Genomic DNA, 15,172 nt, shown 5'->3' with positions numbered 1-15,172 from the left:
ATGAAGTTAAAAGATTATAAGTATATTCCTGTTCCTGAAGAGAGGCCGTTTCAACCAGAATTTCAGTCAATAATAACAGAATCTATTTATTGGCTGAGTTGCATATTAAAAGACAAGCTCCATAGCATGTATGTGTATGGTAGTGTTGCAAAAGGCTGTGCGAAGCCACAGCAATCGGATTTAGATCTATGCATTATATTATGTGGTGCCCTTACTCAATTAGAAACAACCAGATTGAATGAAATACAAGTTCAATTAACAGTTAATCATATTGAGGTCAGCAAAATTGATTTTGATATTGGTATTCTTACGGATGTGATGAGTGAGGCTAATCTATATAGTTGGGGATATTGGATTAAGCATCATTGCCGTTGCATTTATGGATATGACTTAGCAACACATTTTAGCCAATTTGTTCCTTCGCGAGAAATAGCAGAAGCAGTTAATGGCGATTTTGTTAATGTATTGAATGATTATATCGATCAAATTAATCATTGTCATGATGACTCTGAGCTAAAGTTATTATATCGGGCGGCATCGAGAAAGCTCATTCGTTCCACTAATATATTACGTTGGAAAAATGATAGTGACTGGCCAGAAACATTATTTGAATATATACAAAAATTCGTTCAATATTATCCAGAACGACAAAATGAAATAAATTATTTTTTACGTCAAAGTATAGAGCCTTTTGCTGATGAGGAATTTTTGAAATATTTAGCCCAGTTTATCAGCTGGTTGGATGTTGAGCATTCTAATGTTGTTAATAAATGAGCCAATTATGGCTCATCCGGTTGTAGTGCCTCAATGATATAATTAATACTTGAAACTCCACTCTTACAAGCTTTATTTTTTAAAACAATCGGGGTTTTATCAATGGCCATTTTTACTGAAGATAATTGTTCGGTGTAGGTTTGTGCTCCAATAATCTCTGGATTATTATGTAAGTATTCAATAACTACATCGACTTTTTGATAAAACTGGTCACACGAGTTGCCACCCGTTTCTAAGATTTTTAGTTCATTAAGAGTATTTGGAATAAGTTGTTTCGTATGCTGTTGTACTTGCTCGATATACTTTCCTGACTTTGCTTGCTCAACTATAGTCATCACCTGATTTTTCATATTTAAAAACGAGTAGATAACTGTAATTAAAGCGATAGCTAAAATTATATTGATACTAATACTGATCCAGAGTAAGTGTTTTTTCATTACATTCCTTGAGTGAAAAATAAATCTGCAATACATAGCTTAGTGGAGTGAATAATCCATGTATGTAAGATTAACACGAAAAAACAAGGTAACCCAATAATAGGCTACCTAGATTACTATAATTAATAGCGGCTATCGGACAGTCAAAACAGAAATTTTTGAATTTTGAATAACCATTGATGCTGTTGAACCTAAAAAGTATGTGGACATACCTGGGCGCCTTGACCCAATAACGATTAAATCAGCAGAAATTTCCTCTGCAACACGTAAGATTTCATCTCTTGGTGTCCCCATTAAAACTTGAGCACTGTATTTATCATTTGGAATATTAAATTCTTTAATTATTTCAGCGAGCTGCTTCGTGACGTTTTCTTGTTCACTATCCGCTTTTTCAGCAAAACCAAATCCCATTGTGGTATAGAAAGGAACAGTAGGAATAATTGCCAAAAAATGAATATGTGCTTTTTCATATTCAGCAAGGTATTGAATATGGGCCATAACTAAATGTGCTAAGCTTTTTTCTGTTATATCAATAGGAACTAAAATTTTATTATACATGTTTTTCTCCAGCTTTTATTTATTGAGCTCATGTTGTAATCGGATCATTAGTTTATTAATAGTACGGCAGTTAAACCAGCACATGGCCGAGTTAATCAAAATAATGCTAATTTACGTATAATCATTACATTTTTCGGAATTTATGATAGCGGATCAACGATTCAAATACTTTGACGGCGGAATCAACTTAAGCAACTTAAAGTAGTATTTATGGGCTGTTTTTCATGCGCTTTGTGCTATACAAAACGTGAATGCTTTGAATCATCATCTTCCTGTTATATGATCTATACATGATTTGTATACACATCATATTGTTGAGGTTGCTTTGGGTATCGTAAAAATTTCAGATGAATTGCATGATTATCTGCGTCATGCGAGCCAGGTTATGTCCCGTTCGATTAATTCACAGGCAGAGTTTTGGATTAAAATTGGTATGCAAGCTGAACTAAACCCGAATAAGACATTTACTATGTTAGTCAATGAAATGTTAGAAAAAGAGTCAATTGAATTAAAAGGAAAAGTTCATGAATAATATTACAATTAAAACAGCAGAAGAAATTGAACTGATGCGTGAGTCTGGACGACTTTTGGCTAGCGTTTTTAAGATGTTGGATTCATTTATTGTACCGGGTATTTCCACAATGGAGATTAATGATAAAGTTGAAAGCTATATCGTTAATGAATTACAAGCAAGGCCTGCTAGTAAAGGGCAATATGGCTACCAATATGTTTTGAATACATCGTTGAATGAAGTCGTTTGTCATGGTGTTCCAAAAACAGATGAAATTTTAAAAGCAAAAGACATCATTAACGTTGATATTACGCTAGAGAAAAATGGCTTTATCGCTGATTCAAGTAAAATGTATGTAATGCCAGAAGCTTCACCACTAGCACGTAAATTAGTTAAAGATACTTATGCTGCTATGTGGGAAGGAATAAAACAAGTTAAACCGGGTGCGACATTGGGTGATATTGGTTCCGCTATTCAACATTATGCGGAATCTAAAGGTTACAGTGTCGTACGCGAATATTGTGGGCATGGTATTGGCCGTGAAATGCATGAAGATCCGCAAGTTCTTCATTACGGCGTACGAGGGAAAGGGGTTGAATTAAAAGAAGGAATGACATTTACGATAGAGCCAATGATTAACCAGGGTGGGATGAAAATTAAAACAAAGAAAGATGGTTGGACGGTCGTAACAAGAGATAAAAAATTATCTGCTCAATCTGAACATACGGTATTAGTCACTAAAGATGGGTATGAAGTTTTAACATTACGTGATGAAGAAAAATAGTGTTAAAAGTAGAATTTACAAGCTTGCTGCCATAAAGGTAGCAAGCTTTTTTTATACAAATTTTTACTATTGTCTCAGTGCTATTGCTATACGGTTAAAGGCACTCATTAAACCAATAGCGATAGTTAAATCAGAAATTTGTTCATCAGAAAAATGGTATTTTAATTCATTAAAGAGAGCATCTGATGTACCACTGGTAGCTATATTAACGACAGCTTCGGTCCAAGCTAATGCAGCGCGCTCTAATGAATTAAAATGATGACTAACCTGCCAGCCAGCGAGTGTGTCTATTTTTTTGTTACTGACACCATTTGAACGTAATGAGCTTGCATGCATATCTAGGCAAAATGCACAGCCATTGATTTGTGAAACTCTTAAATAAACAAGCTCTATTAGTTCTTTACCTAACCCGCTTTTATCCAATGCATTTTTGCATTCAATAAGCCCTTTATAAGCTTCAGGTGATAAATTGTTATAAGCTAATCTCAGTTCGCTCATGGGGGTTCCTTACATATTTTGTTGTCAGATGAAATGCAATGTTTGGTGCGGTTTGGTTGGAAGGTTGAGCTACTTTATTTTATAAAGAAATCAAGTTCAATAGCATTAAGTGGCATTTGTGGAAACCAATATTAGATTAGTACGACAAGAATCTATAAATTTTTGCTGAATATCGAGTGGAAGTTGGTTATCTGTAATAATATCTGTCAATTCGTCTATTTGAGCGACACGAAATAATGACCATTTACCGTATTTACTACTATCAGCAAGCATAACAGAGCGTGTAGCATTTGTTATTAGGTCACGTTTTAGACCTGCTTTTTCTTCTGTTGGTGTTGTAATTCCTTTTTCTAAACTCCAAGAGTTACAACTAATGAATGCGATATCAGGATAAATGCTACGTAATAAAACACGCCCATGCTCACCAATACAAGATTGGCTACTATCGTCAATTCTTCCACCAACAATTGTGACTTCAATTTGTTTGAATTCAGAAAGAAAAAGGGCAATATGGAGGTCAGAGGTGATAACACGCAGGGGCATATGAGTGAGCTCTCGCGCTAGCTCAAGCATGGTTGTTCCTGCATCAAGTAGAACCGTGCTACCTGGTTCAATTAAACGGGCTGCCGCTTTCGCAATAGCCCGTTTCTCTCTTAGATTACGCTGGTTTTTTTCGGACGTAGTGGGCTGAACAGGAATGAAACGGTTTAGGGTTACACCGCCATGCGTGCGAGAGATAACCCCAGTTTCATCAAGTTTAATGAGATCACGCCGGATAGTGGCCGCTGACACGGATAATGCTTGTACTAGTTCTTCAACAGTGACGAGGTTATGCTGTTTAAGATACTCAAGTATTAAATCTAATCTATCCATTGTGCTCATTAGTTATACTACATTCATCGCAAGTTTAAGTGAGATGGCCATACTTTCAGGATTTGCTTTACCCGTCCAAGCAATATCAAATGCGGTTCCGTGATCGGCTGAAGTGCGCAAGAACGGAAGGCCCGCAGTGATATTAACACCATCATAAAAACCTAATAATTTCAAAGGAATATGACCCTGGTCGTGATACATGGCAACGACCATATCATATTGCCCTTGATAGGCTTGTAAAAATACAGTATCTGGAGGACAAGGGCCATAAACATTAATACCTTCAGACCTTACCTGTTCTATAGCTGGTTGTAAATATACGATTTCTTCATCACCAAATAAACCATTTTCCCCAGCATGAGGATTAACGCCTGCGATCGCAATACGTGGTTTTTCATAGCCAACGCGTTTTAAAAAGTCTGATGCGATACGAGACACGGTTATGATACGCTCGCTATTTAATGTATCTAAAAATTTACGCAATGCAATATGTGTTGTGACATGGATGACTTTTAATTTTTCGGTATAAAGCACCATGGCATAATCTTTGGTATTGGTTAGCTGGGCAAGTAGTTCAGTGTGACCTGGGTAGTTGTGCCCAGCAAGGTGCAATGCTTCTTTATTTAAAGGTGCAGTGGCAATCGCTTTCACTTCACCTGCGAGAGCTAGTTCAGTCGCACGTTTAATACAACGAAATGCTAAGTCACCAGCTTGAGCTTGGACCTTCCCCGCAATAAGTGCGCTAGGGTCGGCTAGGGGTTCATCAATAATATTGATGGTATCCGCTGAAAATTGAGCTTCTTTGATATTTTGTATCACATTGATTTTTATCTGAGGAACTACCCCTGATTTAATTAATCGCTGCATTGTTGATGCACAACCGATAACAACGGCAGAGGCTCCTGCCAGTTCACCTTCTGCAAGGGATTTGACGATAATTTCTGGGCCAATACCTGCAGGATCTCCCATGGTAATAGCAACAACATTATTTTTCACAATAAATTTCCTCAATATATTTGATGGCTTCGCATAAAGTGGTTATTTGACCAAACCCTCCCGCTTTGGTGATCACGGGTAAGTCATCAATTTCACTGTCAATAAAAGTGCCACAAGGTATACATGGCAGTACCTCAGATTGAATTCGATAACCTTTTGCTCCCAAAGTATTGGCAACCGCAATCGCAATATCTCCACCTGTTAAAAAAAGTCCCCCGATGCTGGCAACAGACAGCGTATTTAAGGTCAGCAAACTAATAAAGTCGCTGATATTTTTCCCCAATTCATTACGAGTCATACCGTAGGTATTGCATAGGTCATCAATATGATGCCTATCTTGCACATCTCGGCTGGTTCGTATGATGGTGTGTTTTTGTTGGTTTAATGTTTGACTAATTTCTTTGATGAGCGCAGCCATGTAGTTATCTTGTGTAGTGGCTGCAAGTACTTGTGTGACATCAACATCAATGACACTGGCATCACAATGTGTTTGTGCATAGTTTACCTGTTCAATTGTTGCGCTGCTCATTGAGCCAGCGACAATAAATAACGGTAGCCCTTGCTTTTTATCCATGAAAATATTCTCAGGCAATGCATTTGCAAAGCCCGCAGCTCCAACGAGTAGGCAAGGTCGATCTATTGAAAATACGGCTTCAGCAATTAGTGCTAAATCTTCATCATTTTCAGCGTCCGTGACGATGATACTGCCTTGCGTTGGCGCTTGTGCTTGTAACCATGTTGCGAATCGCCCTGAACGTATTTGGTCTAGATTCACTTCAATAACGGGCAGGGTAGTCTGCTGATGGAGAATAGTTTGGATACGTGATGAAACTATTGGTGTTTTAGGGTCAGAAGCAAATTCAGTTTCAATAAGTGCTTTTCCATGAACGAGACATTCACCATTTAACGTTACACGTCCTGCCGCAGGAATAGCTGCGGCAACAATAGCAAGTTTTAAGCCTGTTTCTGACATAATTGTCTCTATTTCTGCCCCGATATTACCGCGAAATGTTGAGTCAATTTTTTTATAAATGACAGGTTTATCCTTCTGAGATAAAAAAGGTTTCAGGCTATTTCGTAGGTTTTCTGAAGCAACTTGTGCATTTAATGCACGACTTTCTGTATTAAGCACAACGACATCAGCAAACCAAGAATGTTTTTGTGTATTATCAAGAAGTATCTCTGTGCGCGCATGCTTTTTAGCAAATTGAACACCGGTATCATTTGCCCCTGTAAAGTCATCCGCAATAACTAATAGTTTCATAAATAACTCCTTACTCTTCAGTTTGTTGGGGTTGTCTTGCTTGTTGGCGTTTAGCAACCCAAGAGGTCAGGATAGGGGTTAGAATAGCGGTGGTGATCACGGATGCAGCAATCAAAGGAGCAGCAGAAAGCGCGATAGCCTCTAAGGATGGGTCGGCTTGTGCGATAGCGAGTGGTGTTGCTACAGCATTTCCTGCGGTACTTGAGGCAGCAGCGCCTGCGATACCTGAGCCTCCTACTAGACGGTCTGCTCGAATATTAAACCAGCCGCCAACAAACGTAGTCAGCACACCGAGCAAGATACCTGCGAGTCCACCTTGTAATAGCATTTCTAAGTTGATCCCTGCGCCTAGTGCAAAAGCGAAGAAAGGAATTAATATTGGCCCACCTTTTGTTAGAAAATCGCGCATATGTGGGTCTAGATTTCCTAAGATCATGCCAACAATTAACGGAACAAGAACTGCAACTAATGCCATTAAAGGGATATTTGCCATACCAGCTGCGCCTAGCGCAATCATGGTAAAGAAAGGCCCATCATTAAGAGATAAAATTGAGATAGCACCAACGTCTCGTTTATTACCAAACTCCCCAACTAAAGCGGCATATAAGCCACCATTTGAATTGCTCATTGCTGCAATAATTGCAACACCAGTTAAACCAAAAATCCCTTCCATTCCAAAGAGATAATCGACGCCTAGACCAATAGCAATCGCAACGACTAGTTTTGTTAAGGTAATTGTACCTCCTTGTAATAAAGCTTGTGGCGCCGCTTTAAAACTAATTCCTGCACCCATACAAAGCAAGAATGCACCAATAAGAGCAGGGGCACCATTTTTAAACAGTGATGTTGTAAAGCCACCGATTTCGAGGGCTTGAGGAGCAAAGGTGTTGATTAGGGCACCGAGTACTAATGGCACAACCATCATGCCACCAGGTATACGTTCAATCGATTTTTTTATTTGCATGGTTTTCTCCGCCATGATTTATTTTAGTCATTATGATTATATTTAATCAATTAAAAACAACAGTGATCAAGATCGCAATAATTCCATTTACCATTAATTGAAACTATGTTCTAATTTTTATCATTATATTGGCTTAAAATAATACAAATTTGGCTTTTTGATGGAGTGAATGTTATTTAAACTGATCGAGAGAGTGATTATAAATAATCATACCTGTGTTTTATGATTGAAAATAAGCACTAATAATTTAAAAGGATAAAACTAGGTTTATAACAAAATTATCTGTAATGGCTCAGCGATTCATTTTTACCAAAATAGAAACAGCAGATTTAGTGCTTTTAAATTTAGGATTATTAGACTTGTAGTTAGAAAATAAGTGGTGACAATAAGGCGCTTTATTATAATTATTAATTTGATAGGGATTAACTCATGCAATTTAAATCAATGATTAAATTGGTTGTCGGTGCTGCATTACTTCTAGTTATTGGTCTCGTAGGGATCAATTCATATACTATTGTACAAGATGGCTCGGTTAAGGTGGGGACATTTTTAGGAAAAGTCGACCCAGTTGCTTATGATGCAGGTTTACATTTTCCAATTAATCCGTTTACAACATTTGATACGTACTCAACAAAAGATATTCGAGTATCACTAAAAGAGCTAAGAGTACCTTCGCAAGATAAATTAAAATCTATTGTTGATATTACGGTAATGCTTCAATTTGATGGTGCGAAAGCTCCTGTATTACGTATTAATGGTGGTACAGAAAGCGAAGCTTTAGATAAATATGTACGCCAAAAGCTGATCTCAACGATTTTAGAATTTGGTAAAGATGTTGCTAATGCACAAGATCTTTATACTGCAGATACACAAAGAAAATTACAAGAATCTATTCGTGATGCTATTCAAGGGTATGCTTCTCCTTATGGCTATACAATAAAAGAAATCATGATCCAAGATATTACTTTGCCTGAGGTTGTACAAGAGCAAGTGGTTAATACCAAAATGCGCCAAGAGCAAATCAACCAAGCAAAAGCAGAGGCAGAAAAAGAGCGTGAATTAGCTCAGAAAAAGGTTGTTATTGCTGAAGCGGAAAGAGAGTCTGCTGAACAACAAGCCATCGCCAGAGAACGTAACGCACAAGCAAGTTCATTTGCGATGCGCCAAGAAGCAGATGCAAAATTGTATGCTGCTCAGAAAGAAGCTGAAGCGAATGCGATATTGCAACGTACTATTACCCATGAAATGATCAATTGGAAACAGTTAGAGATTGAGCAGATTAAAGCTCATAAATATAAAGGTGAGGTACCTAATATTGTTGTTGGTGCAGATTACGATGGTAAAATGATTATGGATATGCGTAATAGCCAGTAATATTAATTAAAAGAATTACCGCAGTTAAAGCTCGTTCTATTAAGCTTGAGGTGACCACATAAGGTTATGCACTTTTAGTCAACGGGTTATAAGGCCTGATTTCGATATTGAACCGGAATCAGGCCATTCAATTTATGGAAGGGTACGCTCAATACTCTCTTTTTATTATGCTAAGTGATACAATATCTTTTTTAGAATATTCACTTAAATGCATAGGAATGTTAACAATACATACTTTTCTTGAGCTACTGAAAATAATTTTTACATGATTGACGCAAAATTTTCTGTTATTACCCTATATTTCTATAAATCAATCACAAGATGGTTTACCAGTACGATGATTTAGAGCTCCATTATCAATAAGGAATTTTTGCATTTCTGGAAGATTATTCTTACATGCATAAGTTAATGCACTTTGGTCATAAGAAAACATGGTTACATCATCAGTCGTTGTGCTCCGGTTAATATCTGCTCCTTGCGATAATAAATATTTAACCGTTTCCATTCTATTATTACTCGCGGCTATCATGACTAATGTTTCACCATCACTTTCAATTTGTTGATTATTCAAATCTACTTCATTTTTCATTAGATGATGAATTTTTTTTACAACATTGACATTATTACCAAGCACCGCTGATTTTAGTACATTATATACGTCACCTGTATCGGTTGCCCAAAGATTAGCATTCTGCGAGATAAGATAATCAACCATTGCTTCATCGCCAATAAAGGCCGCCCATCCAAGAGCCGTTTGGTCTAAGCTACCAGTGTCTTTGGCTTCTATATCTTGCCCCTCAGTAACCATCTGTTTTACTTTATCTAAATCTCCCTGCTTTACGGCATCAAACCATTCGGCATTGGCGCCCTCGCTAGGACTTTCATAGAAGACTCTCCAAGGTAAGCGTTCTTTATTCGCTAGTTCGAGCATAGTAGTATAATCTGTTTTAAAATGCCTATATTTTAAAGGATTATTATTATTATTAATAACTTGGGCCTGAGATACAGCCCCAAAAGTAATTAATGAAAAAGCAAATATAACTTTTTTAATATGCATATTGAAACCTTATTAATATTTAGTTATGTATTAGTATTAAAAAATAAACGATACAAAGCAATACAAATCATACTCATTGTATTTTTATGTGGTTACTCTGATTTATTTGAATATATTAATTTTTATCTTTATCTCAAGGAACGATGACATAATCCGGAGCAGCGATAGCAAATAACTCATTTTTTTCTAACTCAGGTGGATATATCCACTTGGTATTAATTTCTTGCTTTATCTTTTTTCCTTCCTGTTTAATATGATGTATTTTCCTATGCCAACCTTCGGTATAAAGAGCACCCCAAGCCCCTAAATCAAGGCAAGTTACATATTTAGGTTGACTATAAGGGTGTAATGGAAGACCTAATAGCTCAGCTGCTGCATTATACCCTGCAACACGACCTAAACTTAGAGCATGTTGGCAAGTCATTAAATTATGATTTCCTTGATTATCTGTGGGAGCTTTGACAGTATCTCCTGCTACAAAAACATTTGAGACAGCTTGTGCGTGTAAATAATTATCCGAGATAATCCTATTACTAGCGTCACGTTCACCACGAATCTGTTCTGTTAGAAAACTCGCTTTTACTCCTGTCGCCAATACGACAGTATTTGACTCTATGTATTCACCATTTGACAGAGTAACACCATCATGACTTATTGCTTTGACGCGTAATCCTGCACGCAATTCAACGCCGCATTCAGTTAGAGCTTGTTGAATTACAGGTGAAATTTCGGCTCCCATTCCTGCTCCCACAGTGGATTCTGAGTCAATTATAAATACTCGGCCCTCTGTTGTTTCACCAAGAATTGCTTTTAGTCGGGCTGGCATTTCAGCAGCACTTTCTAAGCCTGTTAATCCTCCACCGACGACAACAACGGTATTTCTAGCTAAAGTTTCCGGTTTGTTCTTTAGTGCTTGTAAATGTGTTTCAAGACGATGTGCAGTTTCTAATGAATCAACATCAAAGCCATACCTATCAAATCCAGGAACGGGAGGTACATTTAATTGGCTACCAGTTGCCAGAATAAAGCGCTCATAGACTAACGTAGTTTGGTTGCCATTAGCTAGATTAACGGTTAATAACTTTGCATCTGTATCGATATTCTGGATTTCACCTGCAATATATTCAACACCGACGGCAGCTAGCTGCTTTGAAATATCAGGGGATATATTATCCAGCTTTGCTTCATATAAACGCGGCCGTATAGTGAGATTCGGTCTTGGTGAAATTAAAATAACTTTGATGCTATTTTCTTTATTTTCTTGTGAAATTACCCGCATTGCTGAAATAGCTGCCCAGAAGCCAGCAAAACCAGATCCTGCAATAACAATTTTAGCTGTCATTATTGAATTCCTTTGGAGTTTAACTTTAAATGCTCAGTTGCAAATTTTAAATAATAAAAAACCGCACCAGTGAAGATGTTATTAAAATTAGGTACAAACGATATAATTTATGGTTATCGGATTATATGTTATGTTTTACCACGACCTCCTTTGCTCGAACGCACTGTTCTAGCTTCAATTTTTTGATCCATCCATGAGTTTACATCTCTATAAAAACTATTAGGGGCGATTTGACATAGACGCTGCGCCACATCAGCGAGGGTTTGGTTAGCTAATACATCTCTCATGGCATTTTCGGCTTGAAGAATGACTTTATGTACGGAGCAGGTACCTGAAATGGCCCATTGTGGTAGACCATTTTCTTCGAAAACAGCACAGCGGCGTCGTATTTCCTGGCACTCGAAAAGCGGTTTATAACCTTCTATAGCATCAATTATAGATAGAAATGTGATTTTTTCAGGGGGTAATGCTAATCGATATCCACCTCTAATTCCCTCATTCGAACTCACGATCCCTGCTTTTTCTAACCGAGGTAAAATTTTTGCTAGAAAACTTGGAGAGATGCCTTGTAGCTCTGCAAGTTCTCTACTGCTAAGAGAGCGTTCGGGATTATCAACAAACCAAAGTAGACAATGGATACCATATTCAACACTGACAGTAATGTGTGCCATTTATTTAAATTTCCTAAGCATCTATTTATAAACAAGGACAATACAGGTCTCCGTTTTAATTGTCAATAAACTAAGATAAGTTTAGTCCGCGTTATGGGTGTAAACAGCCACAAGTTACAGATCTATGAAGCTGTAAGCGTTTTTATTTGTTCTACGAGCACTATTAGCGCGAAGTATTTTGTAAACTTATTGTCTAATATAACCATGAAAAATACCTTAAAAAGTCAGGTCTATTAATAGGATTAGTTATGATTGCAGTAAGCGCTTGTTTGTTAGGGTATTGTGTAAGGTATGATGGGAAGCATCAATTATATACTCCTTTGAAAAAACTCTATGAGGATGGTCTGGCCATCAGTATTTGTCCTGAAGTTTTTGGCGGGTTACCAACACCGAGAGCATCTGCAGAAATAATGGGGGGAAATGGTGATGATGTACTCGCTGGGCGAGCTAGTGTGGTCGGAAGCGATAATATCGATGTCACTCAAGAATTTATTCGTGGTGCGTATATTGCTTTAGAAAAAATTCAATTAATGAATGTGAGATTAGTTGTACTCAAAAGTAATAGCCCCTCGTGCGGTAGTCAGCATATCTATAATGGTCAGTTTGATGGCACTTTAAAAGTCGGTATGGGTGTCTGTGCTGCACTATTTAAACGGCACCATATTGATATATTGGATGAGAACTCACCTGATTTAATCATGAAAATTAGGGGTTATTTCGAAAAAATGTAATGAAAATATATTTTGATAATCAACTTAAGGTAAATATAGTGAGTGAATTCTGTATTAGGGGGGTTGTGCTTTATTGTTAGCTAATTGGATGTCGTATTATGATGCCTGATTGTTGTTATTATCTGAAATTTAGCAAAAAAATAGTACTGTCTAGATAATTGTATTGCAGTTGTGTTATATCATCAGGAAATAAATTTCATGAGTTTATACGATGTTTAATATTTCTGAGTTGATCAATGATTCTCCAATCGATTCCATTCTTTTATTTGTTATCACATTTATCTTGTTAGTTATTTCTGCCTACGTTGGTAAATATATTTTTAAGCGTAAATCAGCCCACGAAGAAGCGACGGATGATGAAGCTAAAATTATTTTAGGGGCGATTTTATCTTTATTGGGTTTATTGATAGGGTTTGTTTTATCAATTTCGATTAATGGCTATAACAACCGTCAGCAAACAGAAGAAAATGAAGCTATTGCTATTGGTACGGCATATCAGAGAGCACAGTTATTGAGCACTGATGATAGAGGAAAAGCCTCTCAGCTTATTCAACAATACTTGGAAGCTCGGATTGAGTTTTTTAAGTCAGGTATCAGTGACGAAAATAACCAATGGCGGATGACTTCTTTGGAAAAGCAGAGTCAATTATGGGAAATCGCGGTAAAAGAAGCAAGTCAAACACCAAACCCTATTGTGGCTTCTGTACTCAGTGCATTTAGCGACCTTTATCTTTCTCAACAAAAAACGATGGCAAGTTGGCGACACCAAATTCCAAATGCAACTTGGTTTTTACTGATCTTTTTTGCTATCTGTTCAAATATTCTTATTGGTTACAATATACGCGGGACAAAAGGGAAAAATTGGTTGATACTCATATTGCCGTCATTAACCACGTTGGCTCTATTTATGATTGCAGAAATTGATGTTCCTGGTGAAGGTATGATCCACGTAACACCTGATGATTTAATTTTATTACAGGAATTCTTATTTAGGGATGGTGCTTGGTTGGGAAAGTAGGGGCGTTGTAAAAAAACTCCCCACTAGCAAATTTGCCATGGGGAGTTCTGTTTTAGCGGACGATAATGCCTAATAAAATTCCGATTGCGCCAAAGTCAGCGTCACTGAATGTAGTATTAGCAATACCAATATCCCCAAGAACAGGTAATAGGAATACTGGTAGGAAGGTAATAAGCAGCCCTTGAGCAAATGCACCCAAGATAGCTCCACGACGACCGCCTGTTGCATTACCAAAAACACCGGCAGCAGCACCTACGAAGAAATGCGGTACAACGCCTGGAATAATAACCGTCATATTTAATGCATACAGAACGAACATTCCCAAAACACCGGCAGCGAAACTACTTAAAAATCCGACTAATACGGCGTTTGGTGCATATGGGAATACCACTGGGCAGTCTAAAGCAGGCTTCGCATTAGGGACTAATTTGTCTGAGATACCTTTAAACGCAGGGACGATTTCTGCAATAACCATACGTACACCTTGCAGAATAATGTATACGCCTGCAGCAAATGTAATGGATTGCATTAATGAGAACATGAACCAATTCTTACCACCACTGACTTCGCGAACGAAATCACCGCCTGCGAATAAGCATGTAATGATAAAAATAATGAACATGGTGAAAGAGATAGCGACAGGTGTATCTCTTAAAAATAGTAAGCTTTTCGGGACATTCATGTCTTCTGTTGAATGTTCTTTATTACCGAATTTGCTTCCAATGAACCCAGCTAGGACATAAGAAATCGTTGAAAAATGCCCAATCGCAACATCATCTGAGCCTGTCACTTTTTTCATGTAAGGGTGGGCAATTGCTGGGAAAAATACCATACAAAAGCCAACAATCAGTGAGCCAACAGTGACTAATAGAGTTCCTTCCATTCCAGCGGTAGCTAAGATAACTGCTATCATCATGGACATGAATAACGTATGGTGCCCAGTGAGGAATATAAATTTCCATGGTGTTAAGCGAGCAATCAAGATATTGATTAGCATCGCAAAGAACATAATCATTGCCATTTCACGACCGAAGCTTTTTTGTGCAATAGAAACAATAGCTTCGTTATTTGGTACCACACCATTAATACCAAAAGCATGTTGGAAAATAGCGGAAAAATCACCTAAAGAGCTGACAACTAAGCCAGCACCAGCGCCTAAGATCACAAAACCCATTATGGTTTTAATGGTGCCTTTAATGCATTCAGTGACGGGTTTTTTCTGCGCGATCAAACCAATAAGTGCGATTAGACCAACAAGAATGGCTGGTTCAGATAAAACATCCTGCATCAGAAAACGAAAAAATGACATAGTGCCTCCGC

Annotated in this window: 17 protein-coding genes; 6 read left to right on the top strand and 11 right to left on the bottom strand. The window is 37.5% G+C overall.

Translation table 11 applies throughout. The features are described from left to right. Positions 1–774 carry a nucleotidyltransferase domain-containing protein gene (locus PZ638_RS12855; RefSeq protein WP_094961225.1) on the top strand — a complete coding sequence of 258 codons (774 nt, stop codon included), beginning with the start codon at positions 1–3 and terminating at the stop codon, positions 772–774. A 5-nt stretch (positions 775–779) separates the two neighbouring features. Here PZ638_RS12855 and PZ638_RS12850 read toward each other — a convergent pair whose 3' ends face one another. Together PZ638_RS12850 and PZ638_RS12845 are read right to left on the bottom strand one after the other, a co-directional pair. After that, complete coding sequence (locus PZ638_RS12850; protein ID WP_094961226.1) at positions 780–1,211, bottom strand: hypothetical protein; 432 nt, start codon at positions 1,209–1,211, stop codon at positions 780–782. Between the two features lie 132 nt (positions 1,212–1,343). Next, complete coding sequence (locus PZ638_RS12845; RefSeq protein ID WP_004263436.1) at positions 1,344–1,769, bottom strand: universal stress protein; 426 nt, start codon at positions 1,767–1,769, stop codon at positions 1,344–1,346. Between the two features lie 325 nt (positions 1,770–2,094). Between PZ638_RS12845 and PZ638_RS12840 the strand changes: the two genes are divergently transcribed. Both PZ638_RS12840 and map read left to right on the top strand, forming a co-directional pair. Continuing rightward, entirely contained in the window at positions 2,095–2,301 is a 207-nt protein-coding gene (locus PZ638_RS12840) for a ParD-like family protein (protein ID WP_036958645.1), read from the top strand. Beyond that, positions 2,294–3,064 (top strand): type I methionyl aminopeptidase, encoded by a 771-nt coding sequence (gene map / locus PZ638_RS12835; RefSeq protein WP_004263445.1) that lies wholly within the window; start codon positions 2,294–2,296, stop codon positions 3,062–3,064. Before PZ638_RS12840 ends, map begins: the two co-directional genes overlap by 8 nt. Positions 3,065–3,130: 66 nt before the next feature. On the opposite strand, the gene PZ638_RS12830 is transcribed toward map, so the two are convergent. The 5 genes from PZ638_RS12830 to PZ638_RS12810 all read right to left on the bottom strand — a co-directional run bounded on the left by PZ638_RS12830 (position 3,131) and on the right by PZ638_RS12810 (position 7,659). Beyond that, a complete protein-coding gene (locus PZ638_RS12830) occupies positions 3,131–3,562 on the bottom strand; it encodes a carboxymuconolactone decarboxylase family protein (protein ID WP_094961227.1) in 432 nt (143 codons plus the stop codon). Between the two features lie 105 nt (positions 3,563–3,667). Continuing rightward, positions 3,668–4,444 carry a DeoR/GlpR family DNA-binding transcription regulator gene (locus PZ638_RS12825; protein ID WP_036958646.1) on the bottom strand — a complete coding sequence of 259 codons (777 nt, stop codon included), beginning with the start codon at positions 4,442–4,444 and terminating at the stop codon, positions 3,668–3,670. A 3-nt stretch (positions 4,445–4,447) separates the two neighbouring features. Continuing rightward, on the bottom strand, positions 4,448–5,404 hold the full coding sequence (locus tag PZ638_RS12820) for a D-threonate 4-phosphate dehydrogenase (protein WP_036958696.1): 957 nt from the start codon (positions 5,402–5,404) through the stop codon (positions 4,448–4,450). A 16-nt stretch (positions 5,405–5,420) separates the two neighbouring features. Then, positions 5,421–6,695: a D-threonate kinase gene (gene dtnK, locus PZ638_RS12815; RefSeq protein WP_094961228.1), complete on the bottom strand. Its 1,275-nt coding sequence runs from the start codon at positions 6,693–6,695 to the stop codon at positions 5,421–5,423. 10 nt (positions 6,696–6,705) lie between these two features. Next, on the bottom strand, positions 6,706–7,659 hold the full coding sequence (locus PZ638_RS12810) for a 2-keto-3-deoxygluconate permease 1 (RefSeq protein ID WP_206277721.1): 954 nt from the start codon (positions 7,657–7,659) through the stop codon (positions 6,706–6,708). A gap of 429 nt (positions 7,660–8,088) precedes the next feature. Between PZ638_RS12810 and PZ638_RS12805 the strand changes: the two genes are divergently transcribed. After that, positions 8,089–9,033, top strand: a complete 945-nt coding sequence (locus PZ638_RS12805; protein ID WP_094961230.1) for an SPFH domain-containing protein — start codon at positions 8,089–8,091, stop codon at positions 9,031–9,033. Between the two features lie 310 nt (positions 9,034–9,343). Here PZ638_RS12805 and PZ638_RS12800 read toward each other — a convergent pair whose 3' ends face one another. The 3 genes from PZ638_RS12800 to PZ638_RS12790 form a co-directional block, all read right to left on the bottom strand. Next, a complete protein-coding gene (locus tag PZ638_RS12800; RefSeq protein WP_206277722.1) occupies positions 9,344–10,090 on the bottom strand; it encodes an ankyrin repeat domain-containing protein in 747 nt (248 codons plus the stop codon). A 133-nt stretch (positions 10,091–10,223) separates the two neighbouring features. Next, complete coding sequence (locus tag PZ638_RS12795) at positions 10,224–11,432, bottom strand: NAD(P)/FAD-dependent oxidoreductase (protein WP_094961231.1); 1,209 nt, start codon at positions 11,430–11,432, stop codon at positions 10,224–10,226. A gap of 128 nt (positions 11,433–11,560) precedes the next feature. Next, entirely contained in the window at positions 11,561–12,103 is a 543-nt protein-coding gene (locus tag PZ638_RS12790; protein WP_004263467.1) for an RrF2 family transcriptional regulator, read from the bottom strand. A gap of 248 nt (positions 12,104–12,351) precedes the next feature. Here PZ638_RS12790 and PZ638_RS12785 point away from each other — a divergent pair, with 248 nt between their 5' ends. After that, positions 12,352–12,834, top strand: coding sequence for a 2-thiouracil desulfurase family protein (locus PZ638_RS12785; protein WP_094961232.1), 483 nt, complete (start codon positions 12,352–12,354; stop codon positions 12,832–12,834). Between the two features lie 211 nt (positions 12,835–13,045). Beyond that, positions 13,046–13,852 (top strand): bestrophin-like domain, encoded by an 807-nt coding sequence (locus PZ638_RS12780; protein WP_004263474.1) that lies wholly within the window; start codon positions 13,046–13,048, stop codon positions 13,850–13,852. 52 nt (positions 13,853–13,904) lie between these two features. Here PZ638_RS12780 and PZ638_RS12775 read toward each other — a convergent pair whose 3' ends face one another. Then, positions 13,905–15,161, bottom strand: a complete 1,257-nt coding sequence (locus tag PZ638_RS12775; RefSeq protein WP_036958647.1) for a PTS ascorbate transporter subunit IIC — start codon at positions 15,159–15,161, stop codon at positions 13,905–13,907. Between the last annotated feature and the right edge of the window lie 11 nt (positions 15,162–15,172).

The sequence above is a fragment of the Providencia hangzhouensis genome (genome assembly GCF_029193595.2).
GTDB lineage: Bacteria > Pseudomonadota > Gammaproteobacteria > Enterobacterales > Enterobacteriaceae > Providencia > Providencia hangzhouensis.
This window is presented reverse-complemented; position numbering and strand designations above follow the sequence as displayed.

Excerpts from the sequence above, each read along its gene's own strand:
- PZ638_RS12855 (WP_094961225.1), top strand. The coding sequence starts at position 1 with ATGAAGTTAAAAGATTATAAGTATATTCCTGTTCCTGAAGAGAGGCCG.
- PZ638_RS12850 (WP_094961226.1), bottom strand. The coding sequence starts at position 1,211 with ATGAAAAAACACTTACTCTGGATCAGTATTAGTATCAATATAATTTTA.
- PZ638_RS12845 (WP_004263436.1), bottom strand. The coding sequence starts at position 1,769 with ATGTATAATAAAATTTTAGTTCCTATTGATATAACAGAAAAAAGCTTA.
- map (WP_004263445.1), top strand. The coding sequence starts at position 2,294 with ATGAATAATATTACAATTAAAACAGCAGAAGAAATTGAACTGATGCGT.
- PZ638_RS12830 (WP_094961227.1), bottom strand. The coding sequence starts at position 3,562 with ATGAGCGAACTGAGATTAGCTTATAACAATTTATCACCTGAAGCTTAT.
- PZ638_RS12825 (WP_036958646.1), bottom strand. The coding sequence starts at position 4,444 with ATGAGCACAATGGATAGATTAGATTTAATACTTGAGTATCTTAAACAG.
- PZ638_RS12820 (WP_036958696.1), bottom strand. The coding sequence starts at position 5,404 with ATGGGAGATCCTGCAGGTATTGGCCCAGAAATTATCGTCAAATCCCTT.
- dtnK (WP_094961228.1), bottom strand. The coding sequence starts at position 6,695 with ATGAAACTATTAGTTATTGCGGATGACTTTACAGGGGCAAATGATACC.
- PZ638_RS12810 (WP_206277721.1), bottom strand. The coding sequence starts at position 7,659 with ATGCAAATAAAAAAATCGATTGAACGTATACCTGGTGGCATGATGGTT.
- PZ638_RS12805 (WP_094961230.1), top strand. The coding sequence starts at position 8,089 with ATGCAATTTAAATCAATGATTAAATTGGTTGTCGGTGCTGCATTACTT.
- PZ638_RS12800 (WP_206277722.1), bottom strand. The coding sequence starts at position 10,090 with ATGCATATTAAAAAAGTTATATTTGCTTTTTCATTAATTACTTTTGGG.
- PZ638_RS12795 (WP_094961231.1), bottom strand. The coding sequence starts at position 11,432 with ATGACAGCTAAAATTGTTATTGCAGGATCTGGTTTTGCTGGCTTCTGG.
- PZ638_RS12790 (WP_004263467.1), bottom strand. The coding sequence starts at position 12,103 with ATGGCACACATTACTGTCAGTGTTGAATATGGTATCCATTGTCTACTT.
- PZ638_RS12785 (WP_094961232.1), top strand. The coding sequence starts at position 12,352 with ATGATTGCAGTAAGCGCTTGTTTGTTAGGGTATTGTGTAAGGTATGAT.
- PZ638_RS12780 (WP_004263474.1), top strand. The coding sequence starts at position 13,046 with ATGTTTAATATTTCTGAGTTGATCAATGATTCTCCAATCGATTCCATT.
- PZ638_RS12775 (WP_036958647.1), bottom strand. The coding sequence starts at position 15,161 with ATGTCATTTTTTCGTTTTCTGATGCAGGATGTTTTATCTGAACCAGCC.